Origin of the sequence: Promicromonospora sp. NPDC050262 (assembly GCF_040655935.1) — a bacterium.
In the GTDB taxonomy this organism is placed as follows: Bacteria; Actinomycetota; Actinomycetes; order Actinomycetales; family Cellulomonadaceae; genus Promicromonospora.
Map to the genome: position 1 here is coordinate 1 of NZ_JBFAKX010000032.1, position 16436 is coordinate 16436.

General features: G+C 72.2%; 12 protein-coding genes and 1 pseudogene. 6 read left to right on the plus strand and 7 right to left on the minus strand.

Annotation, left to right across the window (positions count from 1 at the left end; genetic code table 11):
- Positions 1 to 141: 141 nt before the first annotated feature.
- The 3 genes from AB0I29_RS26700 to AB0I29_RS26710 all read right to left on the minus strand — a co-directional run bounded on the left by AB0I29_RS26700 (position 142) and on the right by AB0I29_RS26710 (position 3510).
- Positions 142 to 1611 carry an SPFH domain-containing protein gene (locus AB0I29_RS26700; protein WP_285100429.1) on the minus strand — a complete coding sequence of 490 codons (1470 nt, stop codon included), beginning with the start codon at positions 1609 to 1611 and terminating at the stop codon, positions 142 to 144.
- A 101-nt stretch (positions 1612 to 1712) separates the two neighbouring features.
- Entirely contained in the window at positions 1713 to 2174 is a 462-nt protein-coding gene (locus AB0I29_RS26705; protein WP_285100428.1) for an NfeD family protein, read from the minus strand.
- 112 nt (positions 2175 to 2286) lie between these two features.
- Positions 2287 to 3510, minus strand: coding sequence for an MFS transporter (locus AB0I29_RS26710; protein WP_285100427.1), 1224 nt, complete (start codon positions 3508 to 3510; stop codon positions 2287 to 2289).
- Positions 3511 to 3628: 118 nt separating this feature from the next.
- On the opposite strand from AB0I29_RS26710, the gene AB0I29_RS26715 reads away from it, so the two are divergent.
- On the plus strand, positions 3629 to 3940 hold the full coding sequence (locus AB0I29_RS26715) for a GNAT family N-acetyltransferase (RefSeq protein WP_357487172.1): 312 nt from the start codon (positions 3629 to 3631) through the stop codon (positions 3938 to 3940).
- 265 nt (positions 3941 to 4205) lie between these two features.
- Positions 4206 to 5852, plus strand: coding sequence for a family 10 glycosylhydrolase (locus AB0I29_RS26720; RefSeq protein ID WP_357487174.1), 1647 nt, complete (start codon positions 4206 to 4208; stop codon positions 5850 to 5852).
- A gap of 20 nt (positions 5853 to 5872) precedes the next feature.
- Here AB0I29_RS26720 and AB0I29_RS26725 read toward each other — a convergent pair whose 3' ends face one another.
- Positions 5873 to 6208, minus strand: a complete 336-nt coding sequence (locus tag AB0I29_RS26725; protein WP_285100424.1) for a rhodanese-like domain-containing protein — start codon at positions 6206 to 6208, stop codon at positions 5873 to 5875.
- A 135-nt stretch (positions 6209 to 6343) separates the two neighbouring features.
- Between AB0I29_RS26725 and pgm the strand changes: the two genes are divergently transcribed.
- A complete protein-coding gene (gene pgm / locus AB0I29_RS26730; protein WP_285100423.1) occupies positions 6344 to 8029 on the plus strand; it encodes a phosphoglucomutase (alpha-D-glucose-1,6-bisphosphate-dependent) in 1686 nt (561 codons plus the stop codon).
- Positions 8030 to 8089: 60 nt separating this feature from the next.
- Positions 8090 to 8320: pseudogene (locus AB0I29_RS26735) on the plus strand (hypothetical protein); the annotation flags it as partial.
- 30 nt (positions 8321 to 8350) lie between these two features.
- Here AB0I29_RS26735 and AB0I29_RS26740 read toward each other — a convergent pair.
- The gene (locus AB0I29_RS26740) at positions 8351 to 9046 is read right to left on the minus strand and encodes a TetR/AcrR family transcriptional regulator (protein ID WP_285100421.1); all 696 of its coding nucleotides are present in this window, start codon (positions 9044 to 9046) and stop codon (positions 8351 to 8353) included.
- A 126-nt stretch (positions 9047 to 9172) separates the two neighbouring features.
- Here AB0I29_RS26740 and AB0I29_RS26745 point away from each other — a divergent pair, with 126 nt between their 5' ends.
- Positions 9173 to 12004 (plus strand): MMPL family transporter, encoded by a 2832-nt coding sequence (locus AB0I29_RS26745; protein ID WP_357487179.1) that lies wholly within the window; start codon positions 9173 to 9175, stop codon positions 12002 to 12004.
- The gene (locus AB0I29_RS26750; RefSeq protein WP_357487181.1) at positions 12001 to 14379 is read left to right on the plus strand and encodes a YhgE/Pip domain-containing protein; all 2379 of its coding nucleotides are present in this window, start codon (positions 12001 to 12003) and stop codon (positions 14377 to 14379) included. The genes AB0I29_RS26745 and AB0I29_RS26750 overlap by 4 nt, the downstream gene beginning before the upstream one ends.
- Before the next feature lie 65 nt (positions 14380 to 14444).
- On the opposite strand, the gene AB0I29_RS26755 is transcribed toward AB0I29_RS26750, so the two are convergent.
- Together AB0I29_RS26755 and AB0I29_RS26760 are read right to left on the minus strand one after the other, a co-directional pair.
- Positions 14445 to 14816 carry a hypothetical protein gene (locus AB0I29_RS26755; RefSeq protein ID WP_285100418.1) on the minus strand — a complete coding sequence of 124 codons (372 nt, stop codon included), beginning with the start codon at positions 14814 to 14816 and terminating at the stop codon, positions 14445 to 14447.
- A gap of 85 nt (positions 14817 to 14901) precedes the next feature.
- Entirely contained in the window at positions 14902 to 16305 is a 1404-nt protein-coding gene (locus AB0I29_RS26760; protein ID WP_357487204.1) for an acetamidase/formamidase family protein, read from the minus strand.
- Positions 16306 to 16436: the final 131 nt, after the last annotated feature.

The window sequence follows — 16436 nt, forward strand, 5'->3', positions numbered from 1 at the left end:
CGTCGCGTTCCTGTCGAAGCCGCCCGTGGGTGACGCCCTCCGCCAGACCGTGCTGCCGGACACCATCGACTTCGCCACGATCACGACCATCGTGCCTCAGGTCACCCGGGTGACCTGAGGGTCTGACACGTGGCCGGTGGCTCAGTTCTTGTCGGCGACGTCCCCGCCCGCGGAGCCCGCACCGTTGCCGTTGGTGGGACCGGCCAGACCCGAGATCAGCGTGTTGATGTCCACGCCGGTGAGCTGCTTGATGACGCCCTGGCCCTCGCCGAGCACGGCAGCCACGTTCTTGGTGAGCGCGGAGGCCCCGTCGGTCGAGACCACGGTCATGCCCTGGATCGACGCGATCGGCTCGGCGGCGGCGCGGACGATGTCCGGCAGGCGCTCGATGAGCTCCTGCACCAGCGCGGCCTCGCCGTACTTGCGCAGGGCCTCGGCCTTGGCGTCGGTGGCCGTCGCCTCCGCGAGACCCTCGGCCTCGACGGCGGCCGCGCGCGCCCGGCCCTCGGCCTCGATACCGGCGGCGAGGGCGACCTGCCGGTCGCGCTCGGCCTCACCGGCACGGCGGACCGACTCGGCGGACGCCTCGGCGTCCTGCAGCGCCGCGGTCTTGTTCGCCTGGGCGATCGTGGTGCGCTTGAACGCCTCGGCCTCGGTGGCCGCGTTGTTGGCGTCACGGCGGGCGTTCGCGCCCTGGACCTCGGCGTACGCCTTGGCCTCCGCGGGCTTGCGGACCTCGATGTCCAGGCGCTCCTGCTCCACGCGCGCCTTCTCGGCCATGGCCTCGCGCTCCTGCTGAGCCACGAGCCGGTCCTGCTCGGCCCGGGCGAGCTGGCCGGCGGCCTCCGCCTCGGCGTTCGCCCTGTCGGTCTCCGCCTTGATGGCGGCCTTCTTGAGGTCCAGCGCCTTCTGGCGCTCGGCGATCTGCTCGGCTGCCTCGATCACCGCGAACTCGGACGCGCGGTTCGCCTCGGCCTCGGACACCTCGGCGAGCTGGCGGGCGTTGGCGGCCTCGGCACGGCCGAGGTTCGCGAGGTAGTCCGATCCCGGCGTCGAGATGTCGGAGATGTTCAGCAGGTCGACCTGGAGGCCCTGCTCCGAGAGGTCCGTCTTGGTCGACTGCACCACGCGGTCGGACAGGCCCTTGCGGTCCGAGATGATCTGCTCGATCGTCATGTCGCCGACGATCGACCGCAGCGAGCCCTCCAGGGACTCCTTGATGATCTCGGTCAGCAGGTGCTGCTGGGACAGGAAGCGCTGCGCGGCACGCCGCACACCCTCCTCGTCGCCGCGCACCTTGAAGTTGATCGACGCCTTGATCGCGATCTTGATGCGGTTCTTGTCGACACCCTCGACGGTGATGCCGATCTGCCGCTGCTCGAGGGAGATCGAGAAGCCCTGCTGCAGCACCGGCCACACGAAGGCCCGGCCACCGACGACCACCCGCTGGCTCGCCGTCTGGGCCTCGGACTTCCCCGCGCCGCGGCCCACGACGATCAGCGCCTCGTTCGGCGGCACCCGCCGGATGCGGCTCGCGACGAACGCGAGGACGAGGAAGATCGCGAGGACGCCCGCGGCGACGGCGATGACACCTATGAGTTGACCGGTCATTTCGGCTCCTGGGGTGGGGTGTGCCGGCCGAGCCGTCGAGCGGTCCCGGCCGAGGGTGCGTTCGGGGGAGGGGCGGGGGACGGGAGGCGCCGGGGTACGCCTCAGCGCACGGGCTCGACCTTGACGCGGGCGCCGTGCTGCTCGACGACGACGACGCGGGTGCCCTGCTCGATCGGCTCGTCCGAGAACGCGAGCCGCGTCTCCAGCTCCGTGGCGGCGTCCAGGGAGACCTCGCCGTGACCGCGGTCGACGTCGGAGGTCACGCTGCCCTGCGCGCCGACCAGGGAGACCGGGCCGCCGTCCTCGCCGGCCTTGAGGCGCTTGATCAGCACGTTGACCAGGATGATCACCAGCACGGCGACGACGAGGCCCGCCGGGTAGGCCACCCAGACGGGCAGCCCGTTGGACAGGATCACCGTGCCGGTCGCGCCGAAGAGCAGGGCGCCCGCGCCGAGCGACGTGCCCGAGATGGCCCCGTCGGCCAGCTCGAAGAAGTCGCCGAGCAGCAGTGAGGCGAGCGCGAGGGCGAGTCCGAGGAGACCGATGACGATGAAGACGAGCATGCGCGTCCGTTCGTGAAGATTCTGGGAGTCGCCCGCAAGTTATCAAGGAATCACATGTCATATCCTGATAAAAGGGGTGAACTTCTGCGACCCTCGGCGACGCGCCGGCCGGCTACTCCCGTGCCGCGGACTGGCGCCGCAGCGTGCGGCTCGCGGCCAGCGTCAGGAGGGTGGCGAACCAGGCCGCGGCGACGGGCACCAGAAAGCCGGCGGCCGCCCCGGCGTCGTCCACCCGTAGCCCCGCGACGGACGCGCCGAGCGACGCGCCGATGCCGATCGACGTGCCCACCCAGGTCAGGGCCTCGGTGAGCTGGTGCTTGCCGACCATGTCCTGCACCAGGCCGTTGCCGGTGATCACGGTGGGTGCGATGGCCAGACCGGCCACGAACATCGCGGCCGCCAGCGCCCAGAGCGTGTGCGCCAGCAGGAAGAGGGACACCCCCGGGCCGAGCGCTGCCATGCCGATCACGAACCGCCGGACCGCCGGGCTCGTGAAGTGCCGGGCCCCGTAGACGAGTCCCGCGACCATGGAGCCCAGCGCGAAGACCGCGAGCACGAGGCCGGAGGCACCCTTGCTGCCCTGCTCCTCCGCGAACGCGACCGTGACCACCTCCATGGAGCCGAAGATCATGCCCATGGCCACGAAGACGAGCACCAGCACGGGCATGCCGGGCACGAGGACCACCGGCCGGTGCCGCACCTCGGCGTCGGCGGCCACGACGGCCGGCTCCGTGGCCCGCTGCACCAGGAACAGCAGGCCGCCGACCAGCGCCGCGATCCCGGCGACCACCAGGGCGGACGGCGCGGCCACCGCCGTCGCGAGCGTCGTGGCCAGCACCGGGCCGACGATGTAGACCAGCTCGTCGACCGACGACTCCAGCGAGTATGCGGTGTGCAGCCGGCGCGGGTCGTCCAGCACCCCGTTCCAGCGGGCCCGGACCATGGAGCCGTACGAACCCTGGCTCCCGCCGGCGATCGCGGCGAGCGGCCACAACACCCATTCCGGGGCTCCGAGCACGGCGGCGGTGACGAGGCCGCCCAGCCCGGCGACGGACAGGAGCAGCGCGGGCAGGAGCACCTTTCGCTGACCGCGCCGGTCCACCCAGCGCGCGATCTGCGGGGCGAGGAACGCCTGAGCCAGGCCCAGCACCGCCGCGACGCGGCCCGCCATGGCGTAGCTGCCGTACAGGCCCTGGACCATGAGCACGGCGCCGATGCCGACCATCGACATCGGGAGCCGGGCCAGCGCGCCGGCCGCGGAGAACTTGAGCGCGCCCGGGGTGCGAAGCACCGCCGTGTAGGGGTTGGAGCGGGGTGAGGCGGCGGTCTGTGGCACGGATCGAGTCTCGCACCGACCACTGACACCGGCCCCGCGTTCCCCGGTGACCCGCCTCACGGCGCGACCGGCCGGACGGGGCTGGCAACCGGCGGGCACGTGCCGCACGATGGGCCCCATGACGGACGAACCCGAGGTGACAGTGGTCGACAACCCCGACGAGTCCCGGTTCGAGGTGCGCGTCGACGGCACCCTCGCCGGCTTCGCGGCCTACGAGACCGATCCGGGCGTCGTGTACTTCGTGCACACCGAGGTCTTCGACGAGTTCGCGGGCCAGGGTCTGGCGGGCCGGCTCGCCCAGGCGGCACTCGGCATGGTGCGCGAGGCGGGGAACAAGATCGTGCCGCTGTGCCCGTACATCCGGGCCTACGTGCGCAAACACTCGCCCGCGTACGACGACCTGCTGGGCGCGCCGGTCGCGGAGGCGTGAAAGTAAGTTTCACAATCTCGCTCACAGTGCAAACTTCACATCTGACGCGACATGTGCGAGAGTTTCCCCACGGCGTCGCCCGGTGGCATTGTTCGTCACTGCAGTGTGCCTGTCGATCGTGTGTACCGATCGACGCCGGCCAACCTAGCAAAACCACATCACCGAGCACCACGGCACCAACCCCCAGCAGCCAGCACCGGAGGTCAAGCACGTGAGGCACCCCGCCCGCCGTGAGGCGACCGATCTGCCAGCCTATGCGCGCACCGTGTCGCTCCAGCAGGAACGGCAGGCGGGGGTGATGTCGGGGATCGGCCGCCGTGAGTTCCTCACCATGGCGGCGACGGGAACGGCGGCCGCCGCGATCGGCGTCACGATCGCGGCCCTCGACCCGGCCACGGCGCTCGGCGCCCCGGCCATGACGGGCAACGCGACGCCGGAGCCGTCGTCGGCCCTCGGTCTCAAGCGCGAGCTGCGCGCCATGTGGATCGCCTCCGTGGCCAACATCGACTGGCCGTCGACGAGCGGCCTCGACGCGGACACCCAGAAGGCGGAGTTCCTGCACTGGCTCGACGTGGCCCAGGAGCACCGGCTCAACGCAGTGTTCGTGCAGGTGCGCCCCACGGCCGACGCGTTCTACGACAGCCCGTACGAGCCCTGGTCCAAGTACCTGACGGGCACGCAGGGGCAGGACCCGGGCTACGACCCGCTCGCGTTCATGGTCGAGGAGGCGCACCGGCGCAACATCGAGCTGCACGCCTGGTTCAACCCGTACCGCGTCTCGATCGAGGCCGACCTGTCGCAGCTCGTCCCCGAGCACCCGGCGCGGCAGCACGCCGACTGGGTGTGGGAGTACAACGGCCGCCTCTACTTCGACCCGGGCATCCCCGCGGCGCAGGAGCACATCCAGCAGTCGATCCTGCACGCGGTGGAGCACTACGACGTCGACGGCGTGCACTTCGACGACTACTTCTACCCGTACCCGGTGGACGGCCACGTGCTGCCCGACATCGGCACGTACGAGCTGTACGGCGCGGGTTTCGACACGATCGAGGACTGGCGGCGGAACAACGTCGACCACTTCGTCGAGACGATGAGCGTCCGCATCAAGGAGACCAAGCCCTGGGTCAAGTTCGGGATCAGCCCGTTCGGGATCTGGCGCAACTCCACGACCGACCCGCTGGGTTCGGACACCGGCGGGCAGGAGTCGTACGACGACCTCTACGCCGACACCCGCAAGTGGGTGCTCGAGGGCTGGCTCGACTACGTCAACCCGCAGGTCTACTGGCAGATCGGGCTGGCCGTAGCCGACTACGCGAAGCTCGTGCCGTGGTGGGCCGAGGTCGCCGCGCAGTCGGGCACGCAGCTCTACGTGGGCGAGGCCCTCTACAAGGTGACGAGCGGGGTCTTCACCGACCCCGACGAGCTCACCAACCACCTCGACCTCTGCCGGGAGGTCAGCCGCGACGTCGGGCCGATCCACGGCAACGTCTACTACTCGGCCGTGCACGTGCCGGCCGACCCGCAGGGCGCGATGACCAAGGTGGTCGCTGACCACTACCAGCACCCGGCGCTCGTGCCGGCGATGCCGCACCTGCCCGCGGACCCGGTGGTCACCCCGGTGCTCACCAAGGCCCGCCGGGTGCGCGACGGCGTCCGGATCCATCTGGCCGACATCGGCAACAAGGCTGCGCGCGCGACGTCGTTCGCCGTCTACCGCGTGAACGGCGCCGCCGACGCGGTGGACACGAACGACCCCGCGAACCTCGTGGGCACGTTCCGCGCGGCGAGCGGGCGCGTCCAGTCGTGGCTCGACACCTCGGCCGAGCGCGGCAGGACGTACACCTACGCCGTCACCGCGCTGGACCGGGTCTGGAACGAGACCGACCCGAGCCAGCCGCGCGTCGGCGAGTAGCCCTCAGCCCCGAGCGGCGGTCAGCGCTCGACCGGCAGGCCGGCGCCGGCCCAGGCGACGATGCCGCCGTCCAGGTTGGTCGCCTCGAACCCGACCGCCTCGTTGAGCCACTGCGTGGCGCGCGCGGACCGGCCGCCGGAGTGGCAGATGACCAGGATCGGCGCGTCGGCGTCGAGCTCGCCGTACCGCACGGGCAGGTCGCCCAGCGGGATGTGCACCGCGCCCGGGGCGTGCCCGGCGTCCCACTCGTCCTGCTCGCGCACGTCCAGCAGGACGGAGCCGGCGGGGACGGGGGCGGACGGGTCGAGCTCGCTGGGGTGGAGCGAGGGGATCTCGGGCTGCATCGGCGGGAACATGTCGCCAGCCTACGACGGCGGCGTGGCGGCGGGGCCGTCGTCTCCCGGGAGCGGACACAGGGCGGGCGTGGGGCCCAGGGGTGATCGCGGGCGTGGGCGACGACGGACCCGCCCGGACCTGGCAGTATCGGGCGTATGGATGCGCGTGCCGGAACTCCCGCCCAGCCCAGCGACCTGATCGACGTCGACCGGGTGGTCGGGGCCTACTACGACCTCTCCCCGGATCCGGGCGACCCTGGCCAGCAGGTCGCCTTCGGCACGTCCGGGCACCGCGGGTCGAGCCTCGACCATGCCTTCAACGAGGACCACATCGTGGCGATCACCGCGGCGATCGTGGAGTACCGGCGTGGTCAGGGCACGGACGGGCCCCTGTTCATCGGGCGGGACACGCACGCGCTGTCCTACCCGGCGTGGCGGACGGCGCTGGAGGTGCTCGCCGCGGCCGACGTCGACGTCATGGTCGACGCGCGCGACTCGTGGACCCCGACGCCTGCCGTCAGCCAGTCGATCCTGCTGCACAACCAGACGCGGTTCGCCGAGGGGACCCCGGGCCTGGCCGCTCCGGGTCTGGGCCTCGCGGACGGCATCGTGGTGACGCCGTCGCACAACCCGCCGCGCGACGGCGGCTTCAAGTACAACCCGCCGCACGGCGGACCCGCCGACTCCGACGCGACCGGGTGGATCGCGGACCGGGCGAACGAGATCCTCCGCACCGGCGTCGGGCAGGTGAAGCGGGTGCAGCTCGACCAGGCGCTCGCCGCCGAGACCACGCACCGGCACGACTTCCTGTCGACGTACGTGGACGACCTCGCCAACGTGCTCGACCTGGAGGCCATCCGCACCTCCGGGGTGCGGATCGGCGCCGACCCGCTGGGCGGGGCGTCGGTCGAGTACTGGGGCGCGATCGCCGAGCGGTACGACCTCGATCTCACCGTCGTCAACCCGCAGGTCGACCCGCGCTGGTCGTTCATGACGCTGGACTGGGACGGCAAGATCCGCATGGACTGCAGCTCCCCGTACGCGATGGCGTCGCTGGTGCAGCGGATGACCGGCGGCGACGGTCCGGCGCCCTTCGACGTCGCGACCGGCAACGACGCGGACTCCGACCGGCACGGCATCGTCACGGCCGACGGCCTCATGAACCCCAACCACTTCCTCGCCGTGGCGATCGAGTACCTGTACGGCGGGGCGCGGCCCGGCTGGCCCGCCGACGCGGCGATCGGCAAGACGCTCGTGTCGTCGGCGCTCATCGACCGGGTGGCGGAGGGGCTGGACCGCCGCCTCGTCGAGGTGCCGGTCGGCTTCAAGTGGTTCGTCCCGGGTCTGCTCTCGGGCGAGGTCGGCTTCGGCGGGGAGGAGTCGGCGGGCGCGTCGTTCCTGCGCAAGGACGGCCGCGTCTGGTCCACCGACAAGGACGGCCTGCTGCTCGCGCTGCTCGCCTCGGAGATCCTGGCGACCACCGGCAGGTCTCCCTCCGAGCACCACGCCGACCTGGTCGAGCGGTACGGCCAGAGCTGGTACGCGCGCGTCGACGCCGCCGCCACGCGGGAGCAGAAGGCCCGGCTCGGCGCGCTGTCGCCGTCGGACGTCTCGTCCACCACGCTCGCGAGGCAGGCCATCACGGCCAAGCTCACCGAGGCGCCCGGCAACGGCGCCAAGGTGGGCGGGCTCAAGGTCACGACGCGGGACGCGTGGTTCGCCGCGCGGCCCAGCGGCACCGAGGACGTGTACAAGATCTACGCGGAGTCGTTCGTGTCCGCGGACCACCTCACCGAGGTGCAGGACGCCGCCCGGACGCTGGTCGACGAGGCGCTGGCCTGACCTGCTCCGACGTGTCAGACGTACAGGTCATCCCGGTGACCTGTACGTCTGACAGGTCCCCAGCTCGGCGACTGCGACGGACAGGGCGATCGCGTCGGGTATCTGCGGTACGCGGCGGCGTCGCCGGCCGACGTCGGCGCGCGGGTCTACGTCGACGACGCGACGTCGCTCGACGCGCTGCTCTGGGTCAAGCTCCCCGGCGAGTCGGACGGCGCGCGCAACGGCGGCCCGGCGGCCGGCACGTGGTGGCCGGAGTTCGCGCTGGAGCTGGCGGCCAACGCGAGCTGGTGACGGCCGCACGGCCGGCTCGCCTGCAGCGGGTCAGTCGGCGGCCGTGACCAGGAGGTTGACGAGCTGGCTCAGGGCGGCGGTGCCGGGTGCGGCATCGCCGCCCTCCTGCGTGGGGTCGGCGACGACGGCGGCCCGCGCGGACGACTCGTACACGCTGAGCAGCAGGTCCACCGCCGTGCGCCGGTCCACCGTGAACCGCAGGCCGAACTCCTGGAGGATCCGCTCGATCGCGGCGCCCAGCTCGGTGCGGAGGGTCTGCTCCTGCGCGAGGAACGGCTGCCCGACGGTGGGGTCGCGCATGGCGAGGAGCTCCAGCTCGGCACGCATCAGCGCCCCCTGCCGGGCGTCCCCGGCATCCGGGACGAGCACCGAGAGAATCCTGCCGATGGCGTCGGGGTTCACGGCGCCGCAGTGGACGACGTCCGGCTCCATGTTCCTGGTGACGGACTCCAGCGCGACGAGCTCCCGGCGCATCGCCCGTTCGGCGAGCGCGAGGAACAGCTCCTCCTTGCTGGAGAAGTTCGAGTAGAAGGCACCACGGCTGAAACCCGCCGCCTCGCAGACGGCCTCGATCGACGCGCCGCGGATGCCGTGCTGGGCGAAGACCGCGAAGGCGGCGTCGAGCAGGCGTTCGCGGGTTCGTTCACGTCGCGGGGTCAGGGCCGTGGCGAACGCACGCTCGACGGACGACCCTGAGCCGACGTCGCTGGCGGGCTCGGTGGTCACAGCAGCTCCTCGGGGTATCGAGCGGCCAGTCTATCAATACATCCGTGTATCCGATGCACTCCTGTATCGGATACAGTGGTGCATCGAACGTCCCCACATCGGCCCCCGCCTCGTCCAGGAGTGTGCGTGTCCTCCGTTCTCTACTCGCTCGGCCGCTGGGCCGTCCGCGCCCGTCGGCTCGTCGTGGCCGGCTGGGTCGTGGCACTCGTCCTCGTGGGCGGTGCGGCCGGCCTGCTGCAACAGGGCCTCGACAACCAGGTGTCCATCCCCGGCACCGAGTCGCAGGAGGCGCTCGATCGCCTCGCTGCAACCTTTCCGCAGGTCAGCGGCGCTTCCGCACAGGTGATCGTGGTCGCGCCCGAGGGCGAGACCATCAACGACGACGCGATGCGCACGGCCATCGAGGACGGCGTCGCGGACCTCGAGGACGTCTCGCAGGTCGAGGTGGTCACGTCGCCGTACGACGACCTGATGCCTGCCTCGGTCTCCGACGACGAGCGCGCCACCCTCCTGACGATCCAGCTCGACGGCGACCAGGGTTCGATCACCGACGAGACCAAGGACGCGCTGGGCGTCGAGGCCGACGCGCTGGCGCAGGCCCTGCCCGCCGGCGCCGAGGCGCACCTCGGCGGCCAGCTCTTCTCGTCCAAGTTCCCCGAGATGACGCTCACCGAGGGCATCGGCCTGCTGGTCGCGCTCGTGGTGCTCGTGCTGACCCTCGGCTCGCTCGTGGCCGCGGGGCTCCCGCTGCTCAACGCGCTGCTCGGCGTCGGCGCCTCGATGGGCCTGCTGTTCGCCGCGACCGTGCTCGGCCCGATCAACTCGACCACCCCGATGCTGGCGGTGATGCTGGGCCTGGCGGTCGGCATCGACTACGCCCTGTTCATCGTCTCGCGGCACCGGGAGCAGCTCGGCAAGGGCCTCGAGGTGCACGAGTCGATCGCGCGGGCGACCGCCACGGCCGGCTCCGCCGTCGTGTTCGCGGGCCTCACCGTGATGATCGCGCTGGTCGGCCTGGGCGTCGCGGGCATCCCGTTCCTCACCATCATGGGTATCGCCGCGGCGGTCACCGTGGGTGTCACCGTGCTGGTGTCGCTCACCCTGCTGCCCGCGCTGCTCGGCTTCGCCGGGGAGCGGCTGCGGCCCCGGCCGTCGCGCAAGGAGCGGCGTGCGGCGGCCCGGGCGGCCGCGGCGGCCGCGGCGGCGGACGACGACCCCGAGGCGACCCGGTCCCGCGGCGCCGTCGTGACGCTGCCCGAGCAGAAGCCGAACCGGTTCTTCACCGGCTGGGTGCGCGCGGTGACCAAGATCCCGGCGCTCACCGTGGTGCTGGTGATCGCCGCGATGGGCGCGCTGAGCTACCCCGCGCTGGACCTGCGCCTCGCGCTCCCGGACGCGGGCGTGATGGCCAAGGAGGACCCGGCGCGCGTCACGTACGACCTGGTCTCCGAGCACTTCGGCGACGGGTTCAACGGTCCGCTGATCGTGACCGGGTCGATCGTGACCAGCACCGACCCGGTGGCTCTCATGGACCAGATCGGCGACGAGATCGCGGACCTGCCAGGCGTGGCCGACGTGCCGCTCTCGACGCCCAACGAAACCGCGGACACCGGCATCATCCAGGTGGTCCCCGAGGGCGGCCCGACGTCCGCCCAGACCGAGGACCTGGTGCGCGAGATCCGCTCGCTGCACGACCACTTCCTCGACGAGTACGGCGTGGACCTGTCGGTCACCGGCTTCACCGCGGTCGGCATCGACGTGTCGGACAAGCTCGGCGACGCGCTGCTGCCCTTCGCCCTCGTCGTCGTGGGGCTGTCGCTGATCCTGCTGACGATGGTCTTCCGGTCGATCGCCGTGCCGATCAAGGCGACCATCGGCTACCTCTTCTCGGTGGGCGCGGCGTTCGGCGTGGTCTCGCTCGTCTTCGAGCACGGTGTCCTCGCCGAGGCGCTCAACGTGACACGGACAGGACCGGTCATCAGCTTCATGCCGATCGTGCTCATGGGCATCCTGTTCGGCCTCGCCATGGACTACGAGGTGTTCCTCGTGTCCCGCATGCGCGAGGACTACGTGCACGGCGGCAGCGCCAAGCACGCGATCACCACCGGGTTCCAGGGTTCCGCCAAGGTGGTCACCGCAGCGGCGATCATCATGATCGCGGTCTTCGTGGCCTTCGTGCCGCACGGCGACATGAACCTCAAGCCGATCGCGCTGGGCCTCGCCGTGGGCGTGGCCGTGGACGCGTTCGTGGTGCGCATGGTCTTCGTCCCTGCGGTGCTCGCGCTGCTGGGCGAGAAGGCCTGGTACATGCCGAAGTGGCTCGACAAGGTGCTGCCCTCGTTCGACGTCGAGGGCGAGGGACTGACCCGCGAGCTGTCGCTGGCGGACTGGCCCGAGCCGGGGGCGACCGACGCGGTCGCGGCCGGCGACCTGGAGGTGCACGGCCCGGCCGGCGCGATCGTCGGCCCGGTGAGCGTCCGGGTGCCCGACGGCGGCACGTTGCTCGTCCACGGTGACGCGACGGCGCCGGTCAGCGCCTTCCTCCTGGCCGTGGCCGGGCGGATCAAGGTGTCGGGCGGGGTGGCGAAGACCGTGGGTCTGGTGCTGCCCGAGCGGGCCTCGTCCGTGCGGCACCGCGTCGCGGTGGTCGACGCGGCCGCCGAGGGCGGGACTCCCGCCGCGGCGGTCCGGCGGGCGCTGGGCGACAAGCCGAAGGTGCTCGTCGTGGACGCCACCGAGACGGTGGGCGACCTGGCGGCGCGCGCGGAGCTGGCCCAGGCCGTCGCCGCCGCCCAGAAGGTGGGCATCGCGGTGCTGCTCGGCTCGACCGGCTTCGCCGCGACCGACCTCGCACCGACCGGCGCGCAGGTGCTCGACGTGACCCCGGGCGACAGAACGACGGCAGGCGCCCACCTTGACCAGAACACAGACGTGACCGAGCAGGAGGTGCGGGCATGACGACCGCAACGAGGTGGCTCCGGCCCGAGCCCTTCCGCAACCCGTGGCGCGCCGTGGCAGTGGCGCTCCTTCCCCTGATGATCCTGGGCCTGCTCATCTCGGCCCTGTGGAACCCGCAGGACCGGCTCGACACCGTCAAGGCCGCGATCGTGAACCTCGACGAGCCGGTGGAGATCGACGGCCAGACCGTGCCGCTCGGCCGTCAGCTCGCCGCCGGCCTGGTGAGCGGCGGCGAGACCGCCGACGCCGAGACGGGCGAGGCCGCGGCGATCCCGGCGTCGGACGCGAGCTACGACTGGGAGATCTCCGACGCGGCGACGGCGGCCGACGGCCTTGCCGACGGCACCTACGCGGCGGTCATCACCATCCCCGAGGGCTTCTCCGCGGCGGCGACGTCGTTCAGCAGTGACGACCCGGAGGAGGCGGAGCAGGCGACCATCGACGTCGCCACCGCCCCGGACGGCCGTGTGCTCGACGACGCCCTCGCGCAGGTGGTCGCGCAGACCGCCACCAGCGTGCTCGGCAGCACCCTCACCGAGACGTACGTGGACAACGTGCTCGTCGGCTTCTCCACGCTCTCGGAGGAGCTGGGCAAGGCGGCCGACGGCGCCGGCCAGCTCGCCGACGGAGCGACCGAGGCGGGCAAGGGCGCGCAGCAGCTCGCGGACGGCGCGGGCGAGCTCGCCGACGGCGCGACCGAGGCCGGTGAGGGTGCGCAGCAGCTCGCGGACGGCGCACACCAGACCGCGGCCGGCGTGGCTGGCGTCGGCAACGGCGTCTCCAGCCTCGCCGGCGGTGCAGGGCAGTGGGCCTCGGGCGCCGAGCAGTGGGCGGCGGGCGCTGACCAGGCCGCAGCAGGTGTGGACCAGCTCGCCGCCGGTGCGGGCCAGTCCGCCGTGGGTGCGGGAGAACTGGCCGACAACGCGGACCTTCTCGCCCAGGGCTCAGAAGGTGTCGCTACGGGTGCGCGGAGGCTCTCCGATGGGCTCGCGCAGACCAGCGCGGGCATCGCCAACCCGCCGAACTCCGAAAAGAGCCTGCCCGAGGGGGCAACCGAACTTGCCACCGGTTCCGAGGCCGTGTCTGAAGGTATGGTCGATCTGGTCGCCGGTATTGAACAAGCCTGTGACGACCCTCTTGTGGCTCCGGCTTATGAGCAGTTCTGCGCCGAGCTTCCGCAGCTCAAGGCGCTGAGTGCCGTGTCCGAGCAGGTCGCTGGTGGTATGGCTGGTCTTGCCGGGCAGCCGGGACCTACCCCGACTGGCCTCTACGGGCTGCAGGCGGGTATCGATGACCTCGCTGGAGGTGCCAGCGCGCTGGCTGGCGGTGCGGAGAAGACCTCTGGCGGCATCACTCAGCTCGCCGGCGGTGCGCACCAGCTGGCCGGCGGCCTGGACGAGCTGGCGACCGGTGCCGACCAGGCGGCCGGCGGCGTGAGCGCGCTGTCCTCCGGAGCACGTGAGCTCTCCACCGGTGCCGGCGGCATCTCGTCCGGTGCGTCGCAGCTCGCGACCGGTGCCGGCCAGCTGGCGGCGGGTTCCAGCCAGCTCGCCACGGGTGTGGATGGCCTGGCCGGCGGCGTCACCGAGCTGGGCACCGGCACCTCCCAGCTCGCGACCGGCGTCGACGGTCTGGCCGACGGCGTCGGCGAGCTGGCCGGCGGCGCGTCGGACCTCTCTGACGGCCTGGGTCAGGCGACCGAGGAGATCCCGTCGTACACGGAGCAGGAGCGCAAGTCCCTGGCCTCCGTCGTGGCCGACCCGGTCGCGACCGACGGCGAGGTCACGGACCTCAACACCGGCGCGACCGGGCCGATGTTCGCGGTGCTGGCGCTCTGGCTCGGCGCGCTCGCGCTGATGATCGTCTTCCCGCCGGTGCCGCTGCACGCCCGCGGCTCCACGCGCGGCGCGCTCCGGCTCACGCTCGGGACGTTCGCGATCCCGGCCGCGATCGGTCTGTTCACCGGCATCGCGACGGGTGCGATCCTGGCCGGCATCGAGGGCCTCGACGTCGGCGGCTGGCTCGCGGCGATGGGCTTCGGCGCGCTCGTGTCGGTCGCGTTCGTCGCGGTCAACCAGGCGTTCGCCGCGTCGCTCGGTCACATCGGCCGGGGCGTGAGCCTCCTGATCGCGGTGCTCGTCATCGCGACAGGTGTGGTCTCGACGGTGCCGGGCGTGCTCGAGGGTCTGGCCGGGTTCCTCCCGGTGGGCCCGGCCCAGGTGGGCCTCGTGCGGCTCGTCGAGCCCGGCACGGGCGGCATCGGCATGGCGATCGCCGCGATGGTCCTCTGGGCCGCCGCGGGTCTGGTCGTGACCACGCTCATGGTGGCGCGCGAGCGCACCGTCCGGGTCGCGGAGCTCCTCCGCACGGCCTGACCGTCTACCGCTGAGTGCGGGATATTCGCCCTTCCGGAAGGCTGGAAAGGGCGAATATCCCGCACTCAGTCGTTGACGCGGCGGAGGCGGCCCGCCGTGTCCGGCCAGGGCACGTGCACCGCCTCCAGCGGGACCAGGGCCTTCGCCAGGAAGGCGTCCCGCAGCACGATGCCAGCGGGGGAGAGCTCGCTGATCGCGAGCTCGGCTCCCGCGCCGTCGAGCAGCCAGTGCTCCGCGAGCTCGCGGAGGCCGCGATCGAGCACCAGCTCCTCGGCCGCGTGGTAGTCGCACACGTCACCCACGGCGTGGCCGAGGCGGTTGCGGGGGATCACGTCGGCATAGTCCTCGGTCACCGGTTCGAGGTAACCGACGGTCTCGCCGTCCTCCCGCGTGACCGCGAGCCAGGTGTCGACAGGGGCAGTCTCCGGCATCGTCATGGCTCGACCCTAGGGTCGCCCGCCGCGCCCGCGCCCGCTGTTTTCGGGCACGGGCACGGGCGCATTGCACGGGCGCGCGGCACGCTCAGCCCAGGTCGGACTTCCGGATCAGCCCGTGCACGCCCACCGTCCGGTCGACGACCTGCGAGACGGCGAAGTCGGCCGCCGCAGAGAGATAGGCGTAGGCGACCGCTCGGTCCAGGCCGTGGTCGCGCTGCAAGAAGTCCAGCGCGTTGACGACGGCCCGGCGCATCGCGACGTCGAGGTCGCTGAGCTGGCCACCCGCCGAACCGTCCGGGTCGGACAGCCCGATCGGGATCCAGGCGTCCGCGGTCTCGGCAAAGGGGTACGAGTAGGCGACCGATGGCGCGTCCCCGGAGCCGGGCTTGCAGACGGTGAGCCGGAACGTCCCGCGCAGCGAACCCTCCATGGCGGTCAGCGCCACCTCGCCGTCGCCCATCGCCATGTGCGGGTCGCCGACGTAGAAGAGCGCGCCCTCGGCACTGACCGGCAGGTAGAAGGTGGAGCCGGCGCCGAGGTGGCTGATGTCGATGTTGCCGCCGCCCAGCGTCGGCGGGATCGAGTTGGCCTCGGGCGCGGTCAGGCTGGTCGTCTCGGCGTAGGCGACGCCCATCATCCCGAAGAAGGTCCGGAGCGGGAACCGCACCCGTCCCCGGCCGGAGCCCATGGTCGCGTGGTCACCGTCCACCTCGGCGAACACGGACACGTTGCCGTACTCGGTCGGGACGCCGGAGCCGCGGCCGTCGGTCGCGACGGGCGGCATCACCTCGTCGAGCGTGATCCCGGCGGGCGCTCCCGCGGCCGTCACGGCCAGCGAGCCCTTGCCGTGGCGCGACGAGACCACGCCGTACGGCACGCGGGGCGTGGCCTCGAGCGTCTCGATCTTCAGCACGTCGCCCGGCTCGGCCCCCTCCACGAACACGGGCCCGGTCACGACGTGCGGCCCGTCGACGTCGAAGTTCCGCGCCGTCCGGGTGTACCCGGCGGCGATCGCGGCGGCGATCGCGGCGGCGTCGTCGAGCACCTCGCGGCGTCGCACACCGTGCTCGGCGAAGTACGCGACCGGGTCCCGGCCCTGGTCCTCGAGGATGCCCTCGTGGGAGACGGAGTCGATGGTGATGGTCCGTCCCGAGCGCACGCGTGCCACGACGTCGGCGTGCACCGACGGGACGTAGCCCCACAGGACGTCGTCGGTGTCCGAGCTCAGGTAGACGTCGCCCCGGATGCGGCCCCGGCCGGGCTGCAGGATCCCGGAGAACTTCCCGGAGCCGCGCCCGCCCGCGCCCCGCGCGGCGGACGCGCCCGTCGATGCCGACGACGTCGCGGCCGACGCCGGCACCGCCGACCCGGCCGCCAGTGCCGAGCCCGCCCCCACACCGAGCGCGGCCTGCAGGAACCGGCGCCTGCCCAGTGCCGCGACCAGGGTCTGAGCTGCCGTTCGTCCGTCTTGCTGTCCGCGAGGTGTCACGGGTCCACGCTCCTTCGGTCGAGCGCGCGGTCGGGCACCGCGCGCTCCTGACGCTAGGAAGCGGAGATTTCGCCCCGATGTGCAGGCCGTTACGACGGCGACCATGCATCTGCTGCCACGTGGCCCCCGGA